This window comes from Pseudomonas sp. SDO5215_S409, from assembly GCF_054071325.1.
This window is the reverse complement of sequence record NZ_JBSVWN010000008.1, coordinates 24222-41930: the sequence shown is the minus strand read 5'-3', so window position 1 is coordinate 41930 and position 17709 is coordinate 24222. Positions and strand designations below refer to the sequence as shown.

General features: G+C 62.1%; 16 protein-coding genes. 8 read left to right on the top strand and 8 right to left on the bottom strand.

Annotation, left to right across the window (positions count from 1 at the left end; translation table 11 throughout):
* The first annotated feature begins 38 nt into the window (after positions 1 to 38).
* Positions 39 to 2294: an Orn/Lys/Arg family decarboxylase gene (locus ACW9H9_RS06515; RefSeq protein ID WP_457342337.1), complete on the top strand. Its 2256-nt coding sequence runs from the start codon at positions 39 to 41 to the stop codon at positions 2292 to 2294.
* A gap of 8 nt (positions 2295 to 2302) precedes the next feature.
* Positions 2303 to 2884, top strand: coding sequence for a GNAT family N-acetyltransferase (locus tag ACW9H9_RS06510; protein ID WP_457342336.1), 582 nt, complete (start codon positions 2303 to 2305; stop codon positions 2882 to 2884).
* Here the strand turns inward: ACW9H9_RS06510 and ACW9H9_RS06505 are convergent.
* Positions 2859 to 3776, bottom strand: coding sequence for a LysR substrate-binding domain-containing protein (locus tag ACW9H9_RS06505; protein WP_457342335.1), 918 nt, complete (start codon positions 3774 to 3776; stop codon positions 2859 to 2861). The two genes, ACW9H9_RS06510 and ACW9H9_RS06505, sit on opposite strands and share 26 nt — an antisense overlap.
* Positions 3777 to 3931: 155 nt before the next feature.
* Here ACW9H9_RS06505 and gspG point away from each other — a divergent pair, with 155 nt between their 5' ends.
* The 3 genes from gspG (at position 3932) to ACW9H9_RS06490 (ending at position 5301) form a co-directional block, all read left to right on the top strand.
* Positions 3932 to 4378, top strand: coding sequence for a type II secretion system major pseudopilin GspG (gene gspG, locus ACW9H9_RS06500; protein WP_457342334.1), 447 nt, complete (start codon positions 3932 to 3934; stop codon positions 4376 to 4378).
* A 139-nt stretch (positions 4379 to 4517) separates the two neighbouring features.
* Entirely contained in the window at positions 4518 to 4868 is a 351-nt protein-coding gene (locus tag ACW9H9_RS06495; RefSeq protein WP_457342333.1) for a hypothetical protein, read from the top strand.
* Between the two features lie 64 nt (positions 4869 to 4932).
* Positions 4933 to 5301, top strand: coding sequence for a hypothetical protein (locus tag ACW9H9_RS06490; protein ID WP_457342332.1), 369 nt, complete (start codon positions 4933 to 4935; stop codon positions 5299 to 5301).
* A gap of 62 nt (positions 5302 to 5363) precedes the next feature.
* Here the strand turns inward: ACW9H9_RS06490 and ACW9H9_RS06485 are convergent, their stop codons facing one another.
* Entirely contained in the window at positions 5364 to 5600 is a 237-nt protein-coding gene (locus ACW9H9_RS06485; protein WP_457342331.1) for a hypothetical protein, read from the bottom strand.
* 191 nt (positions 5601 to 5791) lie between these two features.
* Between ACW9H9_RS06485 and ACW9H9_RS06480 the strand changes: the two genes are divergently transcribed.
* Entirely contained in the window at positions 5792 to 6349 is a 558-nt protein-coding gene (locus ACW9H9_RS06480; protein WP_457342330.1) for an NADPH-dependent FMN reductase, read from the top strand.
* A gap of 51 nt (positions 6350 to 6400) precedes the next feature.
* On the opposite strand, the gene poxB is transcribed toward ACW9H9_RS06480, so the two are convergent.
* Together poxB and ACW9H9_RS06470 are read right to left on the bottom strand one after the other, a co-directional pair.
* Positions 6401 to 8125 (bottom strand): ubiquinone-dependent pyruvate dehydrogenase, encoded by a 1725-nt coding sequence (poxB, locus tag ACW9H9_RS06475; protein WP_457342329.1) that lies wholly within the window; start codon positions 8123 to 8125, stop codon positions 6401 to 6403.
* Positions 8126 to 8191: 66 nt separating this feature from the next.
* On the bottom strand, positions 8192 to 9424 hold the full coding sequence (locus ACW9H9_RS06470; protein ID WP_457342328.1) for an NADH:flavin oxidoreductase/NADH oxidase family protein: 1233 nt from the start codon (positions 9422 to 9424) through the stop codon (positions 8192 to 8194).
* Between the two features lie 72 nt (positions 9425 to 9496).
* Here ACW9H9_RS06470 and ACW9H9_RS06465 point away from each other — a divergent pair, with 72 nt between their 5' ends.
* Entirely contained in the window at positions 9497 to 9907 is a 411-nt protein-coding gene (locus ACW9H9_RS06465) for a MerR family transcriptional regulator (protein WP_457342327.1), read from the top strand.
* A 24-nt stretch (positions 9908 to 9931) separates the two neighbouring features.
* Here the strand turns inward: ACW9H9_RS06465 and ACW9H9_RS06460 are convergent, their stop codons facing one another.
* On the bottom strand, positions 9932 to 10426 hold the full coding sequence (locus tag ACW9H9_RS06460; protein WP_457342326.1) for a DUF934 domain-containing protein: 495 nt from the start codon (positions 10424 to 10426) through the stop codon (positions 9932 to 9934).
* Positions 10410 to 12068 (bottom strand): nitrite/sulfite reductase, encoded by a 1659-nt coding sequence (locus ACW9H9_RS06455; RefSeq protein ID WP_457342325.1) that lies wholly within the window; start codon positions 12066 to 12068, stop codon positions 10410 to 10412. Before ACW9H9_RS06455 ends, ACW9H9_RS06460 begins: the two co-directional genes overlap by 17 nt.
* A gap of 422 nt (positions 12069 to 12490) precedes the next feature.
* On the opposite strand from ACW9H9_RS06455, the gene ACW9H9_RS06450 reads away from it, so the two are divergent.
* The gene (locus tag ACW9H9_RS06450) at positions 12491 to 13561 is read left to right on the top strand and encodes an ABC transporter substrate-binding protein (protein ID WP_457342324.1); all 1071 of its coding nucleotides are present in this window, start codon (positions 12491 to 12493) and stop codon (positions 13559 to 13561) included.
* On the opposite strand, the gene ACW9H9_RS06445 is transcribed toward ACW9H9_RS06450, so the two are convergent.
* Positions 13558 to 13776 carry a DUF2970 domain-containing protein gene (locus ACW9H9_RS06445; protein WP_457342323.1) on the bottom strand — a complete coding sequence of 73 codons (219 nt, stop codon included), beginning with the start codon at positions 13774 to 13776 and terminating at the stop codon, positions 13558 to 13560. The genes ACW9H9_RS06450 and ACW9H9_RS06445 overlap by 4 nt on opposite strands.
* A gap of 88 nt (positions 13777 to 13864) precedes the next feature.
* Positions 13865 to 17575, bottom strand: a complete 3711-nt coding sequence (gene metH / locus ACW9H9_RS06440) for a methionine synthase (protein ID WP_457342322.1) — start codon at positions 17573 to 17575, stop codon at positions 13865 to 13867.
* Positions 17576 to 17709 lie beyond the last annotated feature (134 nt).

The window sequence follows — 17709 nt, the reverse complement described above, 5'->3', positions numbered from 1 at the left end:
TTCTACCCTGAGTACATCGCCCTCAGGATGTTCGGCCCATGTATAAAGACCTGAAGTTCCCTGTCCTTATCGTGCACCGCGACATCAAGGCCGACACCGTCGCTGGCGACCGGGTGCGAGGCATCGCCCGGGAGCTGGAACAGGAAGGCTTCAGTATTTTTTGCGCTGTGGATTACGCCGAAGGCCGCCTGGTGGCCTCCACCCATCACGGCCTCGCCTGCATGTTGATCGCCGCCGAGGGCGCCGGGGAAAACACCCACCTGCTGCAAAACATGGTGGAGCTGATACGTCTGGCCCGGGTACGGGCGCCCAACCTGCCGATCTTTGCCCTCGGTGAGCAAGTCACCCTGGAAAACGCCCCGGCGGATGCCATGAGCGAACTCAACCAGTTGCGCGGCATTTTGTACCTGTTCGAAGACACCGTGCCGTTTCTGGCCCGGCAAGTGGCCCGCGCTGCCCGCGCCTACCTCGATGGCCTGCTGCCGCCGTTTTTCAAGGCGCTGGTGCAGCACACCGCCGACTCCAACTATTCGTGGCACACCCCCGGTCATGGCGGCGGGGTGGCCTATCGCAAAAGCCCGGTGGGGCAAGCCTTTCATCAGTTCTTCGGGGAAAACACCCTGCGCTCGGACCTCTCCGTGTCGGTGCCGGAGCTGGGTTCGCTGCTCGATCACACCGGGCCCTTGGCCGACGCCGAAGCGCGGGCGGCCCGCAATTTTGGCGCGGACCACACGTTTTTTGTCATCAACGGCACCTCCACCGCCAACAAGATCGTGTGGCATTCCATGGTGGCGCGCGATGACCTGGTGCTGGTCGACCGCAACTGCCACAAATCGGTGTTGCATTCGATCATCATGACCGGCGCGATCCCGCTGTACCTGTGCCCGGAGCGCAACGAGCTGGGGATTATCGGCCCCATCCCGCTGAGCGAATTCAGCCCTGCGTCGATCCGCGCCAAGATCGACGCCAGCCCGCTGACCCGTGGCCGTGCGGCCAAGGTCAAGATGGCGGTGGTGACCAACTCCACCTATGACGGCCTGTGCTACAACGCCGAGCTGATCAAGCAACAACTGGGTAACAGCGTCGAGGTGCTGCATTTCGATGAGGCCTGGTACGCCTACGCGGCGTTTCATGAGTTCTTTGCCGGGCGCTACGGCATGGGCACCTCGCGCAGTGCGGACAGCCCGCTGGTGTTCACCACCCACTCTACGCACAAGTTGCTTGCGGCGTTCAGCCAGGCCTCGATGATCCACGTGCAGGACGGTGGCGCGAAGCAATTGGACCGCGACCGTTTCAACGAAGCGTTCATGATGCATATCTCCACGTCGCCGCAGTACAGCATCATCGCCTCGCTGGACGTGGCGTCGGCCATGATGGAAGGCCCGGCTGGCCGCTCGCTGTTGCAAGAGATGTTTGACGAGGCGCTGAGCTTCCGGCGTGCGCTGGCCAACCTGCGCCAGCACATCGCCGCCGAGCAGTGGTGGTTTTCCATCTGGCAGCCGCCGATGGTGGAGGGCATCGACCGCGTGGCCACGGCAGACTGGCTGCTACAACCTGATGCCGACTGGCACGGCTTTGGCGAAGTCGCCGAAGACTACGTGTTGCTGGACCCGATCAAAGTCACGCTAGTGATGCCCGGCCTGAACGCCAGTGGCGCCCTGGCCGAGCACGGTATTCCGGCAGCCGTGGTCAGCAAGTTTTTGTGGGAGCGCGGGCTGGTGGTGGAAAAGACTGGGTTGTATTCGTTCCTCGTCCTGTTTTCCATGGGCATCACCAAGGGCAAGTGGAGTACCCTGCTCACCGAATTGCTGGAGTTCAAGCGCAACTACGACGCCAATGTCAGCCTGGCCAGTTGCCTGCCCTCGGTATTCGAGCAGGGGCCGACCCGTTACCAGGGCCTGGGTTTGCAGGACTTGTGTGACCAGTTGCACGGTTGTTACCGCAGCAATGCCACGGCCAAGCACCTCAAGCGCATGTACACGGTGCTGCCGGAAGTGGCGATGAAACCGGCCGATGCCTACGACCAACTGGTGCGTGGCGATATCGAGGCCGTGCCCATCGATGCCTTGGCGGGGCGCATTGCAGCGGTGATGCTGGTACCGTATCCGCCGGGTATCCCGCTGATCATGCCAGGTGAGCGGTTTACTGAGTCGACACGCTCGATCATCGATTACCTGGCGTTTGCCAGGACGTTTGACAGCAGTTTTCCAGGATTTGTCGCAGATGTTCATGGACTGCAACACGAAGACGACGGCAGTGGTCGTTGTTATACCGTCGATTGCATAAAGGGTTAGGGAAGGTTATGCACGCTGTGGTGAACCCGAAATACCCCGGGCTCAGTGTCCGGGTTGCCGATGAAGGATTTGACGCTTACGTATGGGGCAGCGACTTCAGCTTTGAGGTGAGCGCCTACGGTGTGCCGCAGATTGGCAAGCGTGTCGATCAATGGGCGGTGGAAACCGTGGTGCCGTACCGCAAATGCTATGGCATCGACCCCGAAGAATTCGCCAGTTTTCGCAATGCACCCGACAGTGTGGTGTTTATGGCCTACCTGGATGACCAGCCGGTGGGGCACATCGTGGTCAGCACCAACTGGAACGGGTTTGCCCATGTCGACGAACTGGCCGTCGCCGCGCCCGCCCGGCGTTTTGGGGTGGCCAAGGCGTTGCTGGACGTGGCGCAGTTCTGGAGCCGCAAGAAAAACCTGCCCGGCATGATGCTCGAAACCCAGAACAACAACCTGGGTGCCTGTCGGTTGTATGAGCGTTGCGGGTATGTGGTGGGCGGGATCGATCACCTGCGCTATCGCGGCATCGATCCGCAGACCCGCGAAGTCGCGATTTTCTGGTATCGCTTGTTCAAGGCTGACTTGGAGGCGGTGTAGCCCCGGCAAGCAGCTGTTCGGCCTTTTCGGTGATGATGTGCAGCAGGGCGTTGAGGGCGGGCGAGGTCGGGCTGTCCTTGAGCGTCAGTACGTGCAGGGTCACCATGATCGGCGGTGACAGCGGGCACGCGTCCAACCCGGCCTCGCGTGCGCCGGTAGCGGTGAAGGGGTCGACAATCGCCAGGCCTTCTCCGGCCTCCACCATGCTGCGCATCATTTGGTAGGTTTGCACGCGCGTCTGCACCACCGGCAGCGGGCGCAGCGCCTGCAGCTTGCTGTCCAGCAGTCGACTCAACGGGTCCTGGCCCTCCAGGCCGATCATCGACTGCCCGGCCAGGTCCTGCAGGGCGATGTATTTCTGCTTGGGCTTGAGCCAGCCGTGGGGCGCCAGCAATTGCAGCTTGCCCTGGGCCAGTGGCGTGCAATCGATCTGCGGGTGTTCGGGGTCGTGCAGGCTCAGGCCCAGTTGCGCCTCGTGCAGCAGCAGGCTTTTGACGATGTCACGGGTGGGCTGGCTTGCGAGGTTGCAGGGGGTGTCTTGAAAGCGCCGACGCAGCGCCGCGATGGCCTGGGGCAGCAACTGATTGGCTAGCGGCGGGGTGCACAACACGCGCAGCGGTGGCGCGTGATGGTGTTTCAGGCTGCTGGCCAGGCGCTGCACCGGTTCCAGCGCTTCATAGAGCTGGGCGATGTGGCCTTGCAGCTCAAGGGTTTCGCGGGTGGCCTGCAAACGCCCGCGCACACTGGCAAAGAGCATGAAACCCAGTTGCTGCTCGGCATCCTTGAGCGTAGCGTCCACATCGGGCACGGGCAGTTGCAACCATTCGGCGGCCGTGCCGAGGTGTCCGGTCTGCAAAATGGCCTGAATCACTTCGATATGACGTAAACGCATCGCCGGAGTCTATGTTCAGTGCCCCGCGGATTCAAGGGTGGGCAAAAAACAGCGCAAACGGCGTGCGCGATCAGCTACCGTTAGCCTGGCGGGCGCTGCCACACACGGGTCACACAAAACGCGTATCAACAAGGATCCACGGGGGGAGCCTTAGGATGTCCGGTAAAACCACAAGACGGGGCGGCTGGCGTGCCCACCGAGGCTTCACGCGGTGGGCAGTGCTGGTGGTATTGCTCATCATCGGCGTGCTTGCCCTGGCCCTGGGGCCACGACTGTTCGGTGATGTGGCGCTGGTGGAAATCGCCACGGCCAAACGCCAGGTGGCCGAGTTGGGCAAGGCGGTCGAACAGTTCCATCAGGACACCGGCCGCTACCCCACCGATGACGAAGGCCTGGCCGCCTTGACGCGCCAGCCTGCGGGCGAAGGCCGCTGGAAGGGGCCGTATGTGCAAGACACGCTGTTGACCGACCCTTGGGGCGTTGCCTACCAGTACCACTACCCGTCGACCCTGCCAGCGGTGCCTTTCGAGCTGTTCTCGTTTGGCAAGGACCGCACGCCAGGCGGCGTCGGCGATAACGTGGACATCACCTACGGCGACTAGCACCTTGCTATCTGCGTCCTGGCGACAGATGACCGCTGGCATTGCGCCAGGGCCTGATTAAAATGGCGCGTTCGATCGTGAACGACCACTGCCGGCTCGCTGGCACTTACAACAAAAACAGGTCAGGTCCCTCACACCCATGCCCACGACAATTTTCGGGGTATCGATCAAGCACATCCTGGTCATTGTGATCCTGGGGTGGGCAATCGGTTACCTGCTGGACCGTTCCCTCGAACCCTCGCCGGAAAACCAGGCGCTTGAAGCCTTTATCCGCTCAGAGGAGCAAGTGACCGAGCGGGTGGGCGCGGTGATCGACATCGCGTTGGTCAGGCAGGTGGTGGCCTATCCCGGTTACGGGCCTGCGGGCGATACGCCGGGTTATACGCGTTCGATGTTTTCGGTCGAGGGCGAGCGGGGCCGGTTGATCGTCACGCTCAAGGCCGTGGAGGGTGAGCAGGCGATCCAGATGACTGAAATACGCAGCCCGTGACTGGCCCTGGCGTTATGGCGTTGTGCGACTACTGTTGTATCAACAGGCGCGCAAGGAGTGAGCCATGATTGCGTTCGATCACGGAAAAGGCAGGTACCTGCTGATAGCAGCCGTCGTTATCGGGGCCTTGGTGTTTTGGGCAGGCGTTGATTTTTTTACCAGCCGCTACCTGGCGAGCAATCCTGCCAATGTGCAGTTTCAGGCGTTTGTTCGCACGCACCCGCAAGTCACCGAGCGGGTCGGTGTGGTGTCCGCTGTCGATGTGCGCAAGATTTCCCATCACTACAGCTGGCCGCAGGGGGCTGACGGCAAAAAGGTGGGGTTCAGGCTGGGTCTTTACCAGGTGGCAGGCGAACGGGGGAAGGTGGTGGTCGAGGTCAAGAAGATGGACGGTGAACGCCGCATCGAACTCACCCAGATGCACGACCTTTAAGCCCTGCACGCAACCTGGGCCCAGTCACGCGGCCGGGAGGGCCAGGACTGGGCAGGCAGGGGTTATGACGCGTGGGCGGTTTCGGGTTCGCGCACGATGATGGTGCCTGTCTGAACCAGCTTGAACTCATTGCCGTCGAGTTTTTCTACACGGTCGCCGATCGCCAGCTTGTAGGTGGTGGCAGGCGTCGAGCCTGTCAGGCCGTCGAGGGGCGGGGTGGATTCCTGGAACTCATGCACCGAATAAACGCGGCCTTCTGCGTCTCTGGCATGAAACTGTCCGACAAGTACTGCTGCCATCTCTTTAGAACCTCTGGGGATTAACACTCGATTTGCGGTTCTGTAGACCGTCTGAAACCCCGGTAGTTTACCGGGGCGCAAAAAAATACTGCGGGCAGGCATGCAGCGAGCACGGTTGCGACGGCCCGCTGGTGATCGAGCGGTGCAGGCTCTATAACTACAGGCTGTTCAATCAAACGCAGGGAAACCCAATGAGCAAGGTCTATACCGTTGCCGTCCTGGTGGGCAGCTTGAGAAAAGCGTCGATCAACCGCAAAGTCGCGCTGGCCCTGGCCGAACTGGCACCGGCCAACCTCCAGTTGAACATCGTCGAGATCGGCGACCTGCCGCTCTACAACGAAGACCATGACGGAGCGAGCGCCCCCGCAACGTATGCGCCGTTTCGCCAGCACGTGAAGGCCGCCGACGCGGTGCTGTTCGTCACGCCGGAATACAACCGCTCTGTGCCGGCTGCGTTGAAAAACGCCCTTGATGTGGGCTCGCGCCCCTATGGCCAAAGTGTCTGGAGCGCCAAGCCGGGCGCCATTATCAGCGTCTCGCCCGGTGCCATCGGCGGTTTTGGCGCCAACCATCATTTGCGTCAATCCCTGGTGTTTCTCGATGTGTGGTGCATGCAGCAACCCGAGGCCTACCTGGGCGGCGCGGGCAGTGTGTTTGATGAGTCGGGGGCGTTGTCGGAGAAAACCCGGCCGTTCCTGCAAGCGTTTATCGACGCGTACGCCAAGTGGGTCGCCAAGCAGGCGGGCTGATACCGCCAGGCAGGGGCGGGCGAACCCGCTCCTGCCTGACGTGTTGCGCAGTTACCTGAACCAGTTGGTCCGCGCCAGTTCAATGACCTCGTCACCCCGGCCACTCATCACTGCCTTGAGCATGTACAGGCTGAACCCCTTGGCCTGTTCCAGTTTGATGCTGGGCGGCATCGCCAGCTCCTGAGTGGCGGTGATCACGTCCACCAGCACCGGCCCGTCATGGGCCAGCGCGCGGCGCAGGGCCGGTTCCAGGTCTTCGGATTGATCCACGCGGATGCCCAGAATGCCCATGGCATTGGCCATGGCGGCAAAATCCGGGTTTTTCAGGTCGGTGCCGGTGTCCAGGTAGCCCGCCGCTTTCATCTCCATGGCGACGAAACCCAGCGACGCGTTGTCATACACCACCACTTTCACCGGCAACTTCAACTGGGCCAGTGAAATGAAGTCCCCCATCAGCATGCTGAAACCGCCATCGCCAGACAGTGAAATCACCTGACGCCCGGGAAACGCCGCCTGCGCGCCAATGGCCTGGGGCATGGCATTGGCCATCGAGCCGTGGTTGAACGAGCCGATCAACCGGCGCCTGCCGTTCATCTTCAAATAGCGTGCGGCCCAGACGGTGGGCGAGCCCACATCCGCGGTGAAGATCGCGTCGTCGTCCGCCAGCTCGCTCAGCAGGCGGGTGACGTATTGCGGGTGAATCGGCCGGTTGGCCTTGGACGGTTGCGCCAGGTCGTCCAGGCCCTGGCGGGCTTTTTGGTAATGCTTGAGCGAGGTGTCGAGGAAACTGCGGTCGGCCTTGCGGGTCAGGCGCGGCAGCAGGGCACGCAGGGTTTCAGCCACATCGGCGGCGATGCCCAGGTCCAGGGTGACGCGTCGGCCAAGCGCTTGCGGGTTGCGGTCGACCTGGATAATGGTGGCGTCCGTGGGGTAGAACTGGCGATACGGGAAGTCGGTGCCGAGCATGATCAGCGTGTCGCAATTGAGCATGGCGTGGTAACCGGAGCTGAACCCGATCAGCCCGGTCATGCCCACGTCGAACGGATTGTCCCATTCCACATGCTCCTTGCCGCGCAGCGCGTGCACCACCGGCGCGCCGAGGGCGTCGGCCAGGGCCACCACCTCGTCATGGGCACCGGCGCAGCCGCTGCCGCACAGCAGAGTGACGGACGTGCTGCGCTCAAGGATGTCGCCCAGGCGTTGCAGGTCTTGTTCGGCGGGCAGCGTGCGCGGCGTCATCAGCGCGGGCCATGGCTTGAGCGTGTCTTGGACTTCCAGCAGCGACACGTCGCCGGGAATCACCACCACGGCCACGCCGCGGTTGAGGATCGCTGAGCGCATGGCGCGGTGCAGCACCTGCGGCATCTGCTCGGGGTTGGTCACCAGCTCAATGAAGTGGCTGCACTCCTTGAACAGCTCCTGGGGATGGGTTTCCTGAAAGTAATTAAGGCCGATCTCCGAGGAGGGGATTTGCGCGGCAATCGCCAGCACCGGGACATGGTTGCGATGGCAGTCGAACAGGCCGTTGATCAAGTGCAGGTTGCCCGGCCCGCAGCTGCCGGCACACACCGTCAGCTCGCCTGTGGCCGCCGCTTCGGCACCGGCGGCAAAGGCGGCCACCTCTTCGTGGCGTACGTGCATCCACTCGATGCTGTCCATGCTGCGCAGGGCGTCGGTAAGGCCGTTGAGGCTGTCGCCGGTCAGGCCCCAGATGCGCTTGATGCCGGCCTGTTCCAGGGTGGTCGCCAGTTGGCGGGCCAGGGTGATTTTAGCCATGAGGCACTCCATTGGTCAGTGAGTCGATCAACAGAGGACAACCCCGCGGCGGCGAATGCTCCCTTTTTAATGTGAAGAATGTGCCATGGCCGCGCGGTATTGCCGTGTGCGCCGGGCCAGGTACAGCTGGTCCTGGACCAGTGCCAGCCATGGCGCGACGTCAGGTTTAGGCAGGCGGCCACGGCTCAGGCGCTTCAGTTGATAACGCACCACCGCCATGCTGGCCAGGCTGGCCAGCGGCTTGCGTTTCCAGCGGATAGGTTGCAGTTGCGGGTTGAGGTCGCGGCCTTCGCGCCAGTGTTTGACCAGCTTGGGCTCCAGCGCCAGGGCCGTGGCGATGCCCGCCATGGCGATGCCGCTGTCCAGCACTTGCTGGACCACGGGTAAGCGACGGATGCCGCCGGTCACCATGACTGGCATCTGAGCCAGCGCCGCCAGCTCGCTGGCCAGGTCGAGAAAGTACGCTTCACGGGCCAGCGTGCGCCCGTCGCGAGCTTCACCCTGCATCGCAGGCGCTTCATAGCTGCCGCCCGACAATTCCAGCAGGTCGATGGGCAGCGCGTTGAGTAACGCCACCACGGCCCGGGCGTCGTTGGCGTCAAAGCCGCCGCGCTGGAAATCCGCCGAATTGAGTTTTACCGACACGCAGAACGTGGCGCTGACCACGGCCCGCACGGCCTGCACCACTTCGATCAGCAGGCGGGCGCGATTGGCCAATGAACCTCCCCAAGCGTCTTCGCGCTTGTTGCTCACGGGCGACAGGAACTGGCTGATCAGGTAACCGTGCGCCGCATGAATCTGCACCCCGGTAAAGCCTGCTTTCTCTGCCAGGCGTGCGCTGTTGGCGAAGCGTGCGATGACGTCCCGGATGTCCTCTTCACGCATGGCCTTGGGCGGCGCGAACATCTTGGAAAAACCACCCAGCTCCAGCGGAACCGCCGACGGCGCCCGCGCAACCTGGCCCAGGTTGGCGCGCATTTGGCGGCCGGGGTGGTTGAGTTGCACCCAGAAATGCGCCCCCTTGGCCCGGCCAATGGCGGCCCAGCGCTGGAACGCCTCCAATTGCTGCTCGTCTTCCAGGGCCACGCCTGCCGGGCCGGTCATGGCGCGGCGGTCGATCATCACATTTCCGGTCAACAACAGCGCGGCTTCGCCCTCGGCCCAGGCCTGGTAAAGACGCATCAGGGCGGGTGACGGTGCCTGATGGGCGTCGGCCATGTTCTCCTCCATCGCCGCCTTGGCGATACGGTTGGACAAGGTCTGGCCGTTGGGCAGTGGCAAGGCTTCAAAGGGTGACATGGGTTGACTCCTGAGCGGGGGAGGCCTCAGGCTAAGCTTAAAGTTAACTTTAATGTCAAGCGGGGCGTGACGATGAATATTGGCGAGTTGGCAAAACAGAGCGGCTTGGCTGCTTCGCGCATCCGCTTCTATGAGGCTCAAGGCTTGATCAGCCAGGTAGGACGCCAGGCCAATGGCTACCGGCGTTATGCGCCGGAGGCCTTGCAGATGCTGCAGTTGATCCAGAGCGCACAACAGGCCGGGTTCACGCTGCAGGAACTCAAGGCGTTGATGCCCACGCCGGGCGAGCACAAGCGGGAGGTATTGATCGAGGGGCTAGAGAGCAAAGTCCGGCAGATCGAAACCCTGCAGGCGCAATTGGCGCGCAATAAAGCGCAGTTGCTGGGTGTGATCGAGGTGATAAGGGCGCAGCCGGAAGGGGTGGCGTGTTCGGTCGGGAGGTGGCAGGTAGGGCAAGTGTTGTGCGGCAAGCTTGATGCGTGAAGCTGCAAGCTTGCCGCGTATTGCCTAGCGCCGTCTGAACAGCGGCAACGGCTCGTCCGTCGCCGCCTGGTACGTCACCGAGAAGTCCTTGAGACTTTCCAGGGCTTCGTACGGGTCTTTGTCGGCGCGCAAGGCGAAGGCATCGAACCCGCAGCGGCGCAGGTAGAACAGCTGGTCGCGCAGTACATCGCCAATCGCACGCAGTTCACCTTTGTAGCCGTAACGGTCACGCAGCAGGCGGGCGTTGGAGTAGTTGCGCCCGTCGGTGAAGGCCGGGAAGTTCAGCGCGATGACCTGGAAGTGCTCCACGTCGGTGCCGATTTCTTCGGCTTCTTCATCGGCGTCCAACCACACACCCAGGCCACCGTCGCGGGCCTTGAGGGCGTGGCCGTGTTCGCGCCACAGCGCCAACGGCACGATCAGGTCGTCGCAGTTGGAGATGCTGTCAAAGCTCGTATCCTTGGGCAGCAGGTGCCAGGTTTCGTCGATGACCTCGTTGTTCTTAATGATTCGTTGCATAGACGCGCTCCTTGAACAGGTCGATGCCAATGCGCTGGTAAGTGTCGATGAAGCGCTCATCTTCGGTGCGCTGTTCGACGTACACGTCGATCAGTTTGCCGATCACGTCAGGCATGGCTTCCTGGGCAAAGGACGGGCCGAGGATCTTGCCCAGGCTCGCGTCACGGCTGGCGCTGCCGCCCAGGGACACTTGGTAGAATTCTTCGCCTTTCTTGTCCACGCCCAGGATGCCGATGTGGCCCACGTGGTGGTGACCACAGGCGTTCATGCAGCCGGAAATGTTCAGGTCCAGTTCGCCGATGTCGAACAGGTAGTCCAAGTCGTCGAAACGGCGCTGGATCGACTCGGCAATCGGGATTGACTTGGCGTTGGCCAGGGAGCAGAAGTCGCCGCCCGGGCAGCAGATGATGTCGGTCAGCAGGCCGATGTTGGGCGTGGCAAAACCGTTTTCGCGCAGCTCGCCCCACAGGGTGAACAACTGGCTCTGTTCCACGTCGGCCAGAATCACGTTCTGCTCGTGGGAGGTGCGCAGTTGGCCGAAGCTGAACTGGTCGGCCAGGTCAGCGATCGCGTCCAGCTGTTTGTCGGTGGCATCGCCCGGCGCTACGCCGGTTGGTTTGAGCGACAGGGTCACGGCCACATAACCCGGCTTTTTATGGGCCAGGGTGTTGCGGGTGCGCCAGCGGGCGAAGCCTGGGTGTTGCAGGTCCAGCGCGGCAAGCTCGGCGTCCTGATTGCTCAGGGCCTTGTAGTCCGGGTCGACGAAATGCTTGGCCACGCGGTGCACTTCGGCGTCGGTCAGGGTGGTCTGGCCGCCGCGCAGGTGTTCCATTTCGGCGTCGACTTTCTGGGCGAACACTTCAGGCGTCAGCGCCTTGACCAGAATCTTGATGCGGGCCTTGTACTTGTTGTCGCGACGGCCATAGCGGTTGTACACACGCAGGATGGCGTCGAGGTAGCTCAACAGGTCTTGCCACGGCAAAAATTCGTTGATGAACGCGCCGACCACTGGCGTACGGCCCAGGCCGCCACCCACCAGAACCCGGAAGCCCAGCTCCCCGGCGGCGTTGTATACGGGCTCAAGGCCAATGTCGTGCACTTCGATTGCCGCGCGGTCCGAGGTCGAGCCATTGATGGCGATCTTGAACTTGCGTGGCAGGTAGGCGAATTCGGGGTGGAAGGTGGTCCATTGACGGACAATTTCGCACCAGGGGCGCGGGTCGATCAGCTCGTCAGCGGCCACACCGGCAAATTGGTCGGTGGTGACGTTACGCAGGCAGTTACCGCTGGTCTGAATGGCGTGCATCTGCACGGTGGCCAATTCAGCCAGGATGTCCGGCACATCTTCCAGGGCCGGCCAGTTGAACTGCACGTTCTGGCGCGTACTGATGTGGGCGTAGCCTTTGTCGTAGTCGCGGGCAATCTTGGCCATCATGCGGGTCTGACGGGAGGTCAGTTGGCCATAGGGCACGGCAACCCGCAGCATCGGCGCAAAGCGCTGAACATAAAGGCCATTTTGCAGGCGCAGAGGGCGGAACTCTTCTTCGCTCAGTTCACCTGCCAGATAGCGTCGGGTCTGATCACGGAACTGCTTGACGCGGTCCTCGATGATGCGCTGATCGTATTCGTCGTATACGTACATATAGGTCCTGTTCTCGGCAAATCTGCGCGCACGGCCGCGCACTCCCAACGGAGCCGGCGCACGATACCAGTTTGCGTTTATGCGCAAAAGTGAAGTTTGAGTATATGCAAAGAACCAAATCGCCTAAGTGAGAAGGGTTATCGCCATACCCACATTTGTCATGCGGGCAATCATCAACTTTACTCTGCTCGAGTCTTCGTGCAATCACCTATAAAACCGACAAGAGGCGATGCTATGAGCAATCCGACCAAAGCCCGCAAAAGCGACAGTACCGTGGACGCCTGGGCCATTCTGTTCCTGATTGTGCTGGTGGTTTCAACCGCTGTGTTCTGGGTCAGTCATCAGTAAAGGCGGGCGCAACCTCGATTGACCTATCGGTTGCCACTATGATGGCAGGGGTCAATCGCCAGGTTCGGGTCATCATGTTGAAGGTTCTGTTCGCGTGTTTATGGATGCTGGGAGCGACGGCGGCGCACGCCACGTCGGTGGTGTTTCTGAACCCTGGCACGTCAACCGAAACCTTCTGGGTCAGTTACGCGCAATTCATGCAGGCCGCCGCCAAGGACCTCGGCCTGGATTTGCGCGTGCGCTATTCCGAGCGCGACCCGCAAAATACGCTGGCCCAGGCGCGTGAGGCGTTTTCGGGCGCCCATCGGCCGGATTACCTGGTGCTGGTCAACGAGCAATACGTCGCCCCGCAAATCTTGCGGCTGTCCCAGGGCAGTGGGGTCAAATTGCTGATCGTCAATAACGCGCTGACGGCCGATCAACAGCAGCGTCTGGACACCCGCCACTACCCCGACCTGCTCGGCAGCGTGGTGTCCAACGATGAAGACGCAGGCTACCTGATGCTCAACGAGCTGCTGCGCCGTCACGGCCCCGTCGCGCCGGGGCAGACCCTGGACCTGATCGCCTTTTCCGGCGTCAAGAACACCCCGGCCGCCCAGCGCCGCGAAACCGGCCTACAGCGCGCCCTGGCCGAGCACCCTCAGGTGCGCTTGCGGCAATTGGTGTACGGCGAGTGGAACCGCCAGCGCGCCTTTGAACAGGCCACGCAGTTGTTTGTGCGCTACCCGCAAACCGCCCTGGTCTGGTCGGCCAACGACGAGATGGCGCTGGGGGCGATGCAGGCGTTGCAGGACCGTGGGGGCAAGCCGGGCGAGGACGTGTTGTTCAGCGCGGTCAACAGTTCGCCCCACGTGCTGGAAGCGTTGCTGGACGGGCGCTTGAGTGCGCTGGTGGCGGGGCACTTTACGGTGGGCGGCTGGGCGATGGTGTTGCTGCATGACGATGCGGCAGGCGTCGACATTCGCCGACATGGCGGGCTGGAGCGCCAGGAAACGTTGTTCCAGTTGATCAACCCGTCCCAGGCACGGCGCTTAAAAGAGATAAACGCGCAGCAGAACTACGGCGTGGATTTTGTCGCGTTGTCGGCCCAGGGCAAGCCGGACAGCTACCGTTACCCGTTCAGCCTGCAACTGTTGCTGCACTAAACCCCCGCCAAGTGCAGCACCAGCTGGACGATGCCAAACAGCGTCAATGCAAACACCGCGGTAAACACAATGCCCAGCACCACAAAGTGGCTGGGCTTGCCGTGGGTAAAGTCGCGGGCGCGGTTTTTGCCGCTTTGCACGCCAAACGCGGCGGCCATCACGCTGTGGAGCATCTGCCAGAAAGTAGGTGGTTTGTGGTCGGCTGGATCGTCCATACATCCCCCGCAAGAAGAAACCTGGGGAGAGCATAGTTCAAACAATGCGTTCAAAGGGGGGGAGCTGGCGCGCCAGCTCCCCCGCCGATCAGTTGTCGTAACCCAGGTTGGGCGCCAGCCAGCGCTCGGTCACGTTCAGGTCTTGGTCTTTACGTGCGGTGTAACTGTTGACCTGGTCCTTGTCGATTTTGCCCACGGCAAAATATTGAGCCTGCGGGTGCGCGAAGTACCAACCGCTGACCGCCGCTGCCGGGAACATCGCGTAATGCTCGGTGAGGAACACCCCGCTGCGGCCCGGTTCCATTTCGCGGGCTTGGGGGTCCAGCAGTTGGAACAGCGTGCCCTTTTCGGTGTGGTCCGGGCAGGCGGGGTAGCCCGGGGCAGGGCGGATGCCGCTGTACTGCTCCTTGATCAGCGCCTCGTTGTCCAGGTGCTCGTCCTTGGCATAACCCCAATAGTCTTTACGCACCTGCTCGTGCAGCCATTCGGCGCAAGCCTCGGCCAGGCGGTCGGCCAGGGCCTTGACCATGATCGAGTTGTAGTCGTCGCCCGCGTCCTGGTAGGCCTTGGCCACTTCTTCGGCGCCAATGCCCGCGGTGGTGATGAAACCCCCGATGTAGTCGGTCACGCCGCTGTCTTTAGGGGCCACGAAGTCGGCCAGCGAGAAGTTCGGCTTGCCGTCGGTCTTGATGATCTGCTGGCGTAGGTGATGCAACTTGGCCAGGGGCTGGCCGTCGTCGCCGTACACGTGCAGATCGTCATCCTGCACCTGGTTGGTCGGCCAGAACCCGAACACGGCACGGGCGCTGATGAGTTTTTCGTCGATCAACTTTGTCAGCATTTCCCGCGCATCGGCGTAGAGCGCGGTGGCCGCTTCACCGACCACCTCGTCGTCCAGGATGCGTGGGAATTTACCGGCCAGGTCCCAGGAAATGAAAAACGGCGTCCAGTCGATGTACTCGGCCAGCACGTTCAGGTCGATATTGTCCAGCACGCGCGAGCCGGTGAAGGTCGGCTTGACCGGCGTGTAGGTGCTCCAGTCGAACTGCGGCTTCTTGGCGATGGCGGCGGCGTAGCTCAGGCGCTCGGTGCGGGCGCTGCGGTTGGCGGTGCGCTCGCGCACTTCCACGTATTCCTCGCGGGTGCGCTCGACAAACCCGGCCTTCAGCTCCTTGGACAGCAACTGCGTCGCCACGCCCACAGCACGCGAGGCGTCGGTGACGTACACCACGGCATCGTTGCTGTACTTGGGCTCGATTTTCACCGCGGTGTGCGCCTTGGACGTGGTGGCACCGCCGATCATCAGCGGCAGGTGGAAGTCCTGGCGCTGCATCTCGCGGGCCACGTGCACCATTTCGTCCAGCGACGGGGTGATCAGGCCGGACAGGCCGATGATGTCGCACTTTTCGTCCTTGGCCACCTGCAGGATTTTCTCGGCAGGCACCATCACGCCCAGGTCGACGATGTCATAGCCGTTGCACCCCAGCACCACGCCGACGATGTTCTTGCCGATGTCGTGCACGTCGCCTTTCACCGTGGCCATCAGGATCTTGCCCTTGGCTTCGGGCTTGTCGCCTTTTTCCAGCTCGATGAACGGGATCAGGTGGGCCACGGCCTGCTTCATCACGCGGGCGGACTTCACCACCTGGGGCAGGAACATTTTGCCGGCGCCAAACAGGTCGCCCACGATATTCATGCCGGACATCAGCGGGCCTTCGATCACTTCGATCGGGCGGGCGAACGACTGCCGGGACTCTTCGGTGTCTTCCACAATGTGCGTGGTGATGCCCTTGACCAGCGCGTGCTCCAGGCGCTTGTTCACGTCCCAGCCGCGCCACTCTTCGGTTTCGGCTTCTTTGGTGCTGCCGTCGCCACGGTATTTGTCGGCGATAGCCAGCAAGGCGTCGGTGCCTTCGGGGGTGCGGTTGAGCACCACGTCTTCCACCGCATCGCGCAGTTCCACCGGGATCTGGTCGTAGATCTCCAGCTGACCGGCGTTGACGATGCCCATGCTCAGGCCGTTGCGGATCGCGTACAGCAAGAACACCGAGTGAATCGCCTCGCGCACCGGGTTGTTGCCCCGGAACGAGAACGACACGTTGGACACCCCGCCCGAGGTCAGTGCATACGGCAGCTCGTCGCGGATGTAGGCGCAGGCGTTGATGAAGTCGACGGCGTAGTTGTTGTGTTCTTCGATACCGGTGGCGACCGCGAAGATGTTCGGGTCGAAGATGATGTCTTCCGGCGGGAAGCCGACATCATTCACCAGGATGTCGTAGGAGCGCTTGCAGATCTCTTTCTTGCGCGCTTCGGTGTCGGCCTGGCCGGCTTCGTCGAAAGCCATCACCACCACGGCGGCGCCATAGCGTTTGCACAGTTTGGCGTGGTGAATGAACTGCTCCACGCCTTCTTTCATGCTGATGGAGTTGACGATGCCCTTGCCCTGGATGCATTTGAGGCCCGCTTCGATCACGTCCCACTTGGAGGAGTCGATCATGATCGGCACGCGGGAAATGTCCGGCTCGCCAGCAATCAGGTTGAGGAAGGTCACCATGGCCTTCTTCGAGTCCAGCATGCCTTCGTCCATGTTGATGTCGATCACCTGGGCACCGGCTTCCACCTGCTGCAAGGCGACTTCCAGGGCTTCGGTGTAGTTCTCTTCGCGGATCAGGCGGGCAAACCGTGCGGAGCCGGTGATGTTCGTCCGTTCGCCGACGTTGACGAACAATGAACTGCGATCGATGGTGAAGGGCTCCAGGCCCGACAGGCGGCAGGCCTTGGGGATGTCCGGGATCTGGCGCGGTGCATACCCGGCCACGGCCTTGGCGATGGCTTCGATGTGGCCCGGCGTGGTGCCGCAGCAGCCGCCGACGATGTTGAGAAAGCCGCTCTGGGAGAACTCTTCGATGACCTTGGCGGTTTCCGACGGCAGTTCGTCGTATTCGCCAAATTCGTTGGGCAGGCCCGCGTTCGGGTGGGCCGACACGTAGGTGCTGGCCTTGTTGGACAATTCTTCCAGGTAGGGGCGCAACTCGCGGGCGCCCAGGGCGCAGTTCAGGCCCACGGAAATCGGCTTGGCATGCGCCACCGAGTTCCAGAACGCTTCGGTGGTCTGGCCCGAGAGGGTACGGCCGGAGGCGTCGGTGATGGTGCCGGAAATCATGATCGGCAGCTCGAACCCCAGTTCTTCGTACACGCCCTGCACGGCAAAGATCGCGGCCTTGGCGTTGAGGGTGTCAAAGATGGTTTCGATGAGGATCATGTCCGCACCGCCTTCGATCAGGCCCTTGGTGGCCTCGGTGTAGTTTTCCACCAACTCGTCGAAGGTCACGTTGCGGTAGCCCGGGTTGTTCACATCGGGCGACAGCGAGCAGGTACGGCTGGTCGGGCCCAATACGCCTGCGACAAAACGCGGGCGGTCAGGGGTTTCCAGGGTTTTTGCATCGGCCACCCTGCGCGCCACCCGGGCACCTTCTACGTTCAGCTCGTAGGTGAGTTCTTCCATGCCGTAGTCGGCCTGGGAGACGCGGGTGGCGTTGAAGGTGTTGGTTTCGAGGATGTCGGCGCCCGCGTCCAGGTAGGCTTTTTCGATCGAGGCGATGACATCCGGGCGGCTGAGCAGCAGCAGGTCGTTGTTGCCCTTGACGTCGCTCGGCCAGTCGGCGAAGCGTTTGCCACGGTAGTCCTGCTCTTCGAGTTTGTAGCTCTGGATCATCGTGCCCATGCCGCCGTCGAGGATCAGGATGCGTTCCTTGAGGGCGCGTTGGAGGGCTTGCAGACGAGCGCTACGATCGGACATGGGACTACTCTGGTCAGGTATCACGGAGGGCAACGATCATAGCAAACCTGAGTGGTTTCAGAGCATATTGGCATTTTCATGAATATCGCTCATGTTGGCAGGGCGCCGACATCGGTAGAATTGCCGGGCTTTTC

Excerpts from the sequence above, each read along its gene's own strand:
- ACW9H9_RS06515 (WP_457342337.1), top strand. The coding sequence starts at position 39 with ATGTATAAAGACCTGAAGTTCCCTGTCCTTATCGTGCACCGCGACATC.
- ACW9H9_RS06510 (WP_457342336.1), top strand. The coding sequence starts at position 2,303 with ATGCACGCTGTGGTGAACCCGAAATACCCCGGGCTCAGTGTCCGGGTT.
- ACW9H9_RS06505 (WP_457342335.1), bottom strand. The coding sequence starts at position 3,776 with ATGCGTTTACGTCATATCGAAGTGATTCAGGCCATTTTGCAGACCGGA.
- gspG (WP_457342334.1), top strand. The coding sequence starts at position 3,932 with ATGTCCGGTAAAACCACAAGACGGGGCGGCTGGCGTGCCCACCGAGGC.
- ACW9H9_RS06495 (WP_457342333.1), top strand. The coding sequence starts at position 4,518 with ATGCCCACGACAATTTTCGGGGTATCGATCAAGCACATCCTGGTCATT.
- ACW9H9_RS06490 (WP_457342332.1), top strand. The coding sequence starts at position 4,933 with ATGATTGCGTTCGATCACGGAAAAGGCAGGTACCTGCTGATAGCAGCC.
- ACW9H9_RS06485 (WP_457342331.1), bottom strand. The coding sequence starts at position 5,600 with ATGGCAGCAGTACTTGTCGGACAGTTTCATGCCAGAGACGCAGAAGGC.
- ACW9H9_RS06480 (WP_457342330.1), top strand. The coding sequence starts at position 5,792 with ATGAGCAAGGTCTATACCGTTGCCGTCCTGGTGGGCAGCTTGAGAAAA.
- poxB (WP_457342329.1), bottom strand. The coding sequence starts at position 8,125 with ATGGCTAAAATCACCCTGGCCCGCCAACTGGCGACCACCCTGGAACAG.
- ACW9H9_RS06470 (WP_457342328.1), bottom strand. The coding sequence starts at position 9,424 with ATGTCACCCTTTGAAGCCTTGCCACTGCCCAACGGCCAGACCTTGTCC.
- ACW9H9_RS06465 (WP_457342327.1), top strand. The coding sequence starts at position 9,497 with ATGAATATTGGCGAGTTGGCAAAACAGAGCGGCTTGGCTGCTTCGCGC.
- ACW9H9_RS06460 (WP_457342326.1), bottom strand. The coding sequence starts at position 10,426 with ATGCAACGAATCATTAAGAACAACGAGGTCATCGACGAAACCTGGCAC.
- ACW9H9_RS06455 (WP_457342325.1), bottom strand. The coding sequence starts at position 12,068 with ATGTACGTATACGACGAATACGATCAGCGCATCATCGAGGACCGCGTC.
- ACW9H9_RS06450 (WP_457342324.1), top strand. The coding sequence starts at position 12,491 with ATGTTGAAGGTTCTGTTCGCGTGTTTATGGATGCTGGGAGCGACGGCG.
- ACW9H9_RS06445 (WP_457342323.1), bottom strand. The coding sequence starts at position 13,776 with ATGGACGATCCAGCCGACCACAAACCACCTACTTTCTGGCAGATGCTC.
- metH (WP_457342322.1), bottom strand. The coding sequence starts at position 17,575 with ATGTCCGATCGTAGCGCTCGTCTGCAAGCCCTCCAACGCGCCCTCAAG.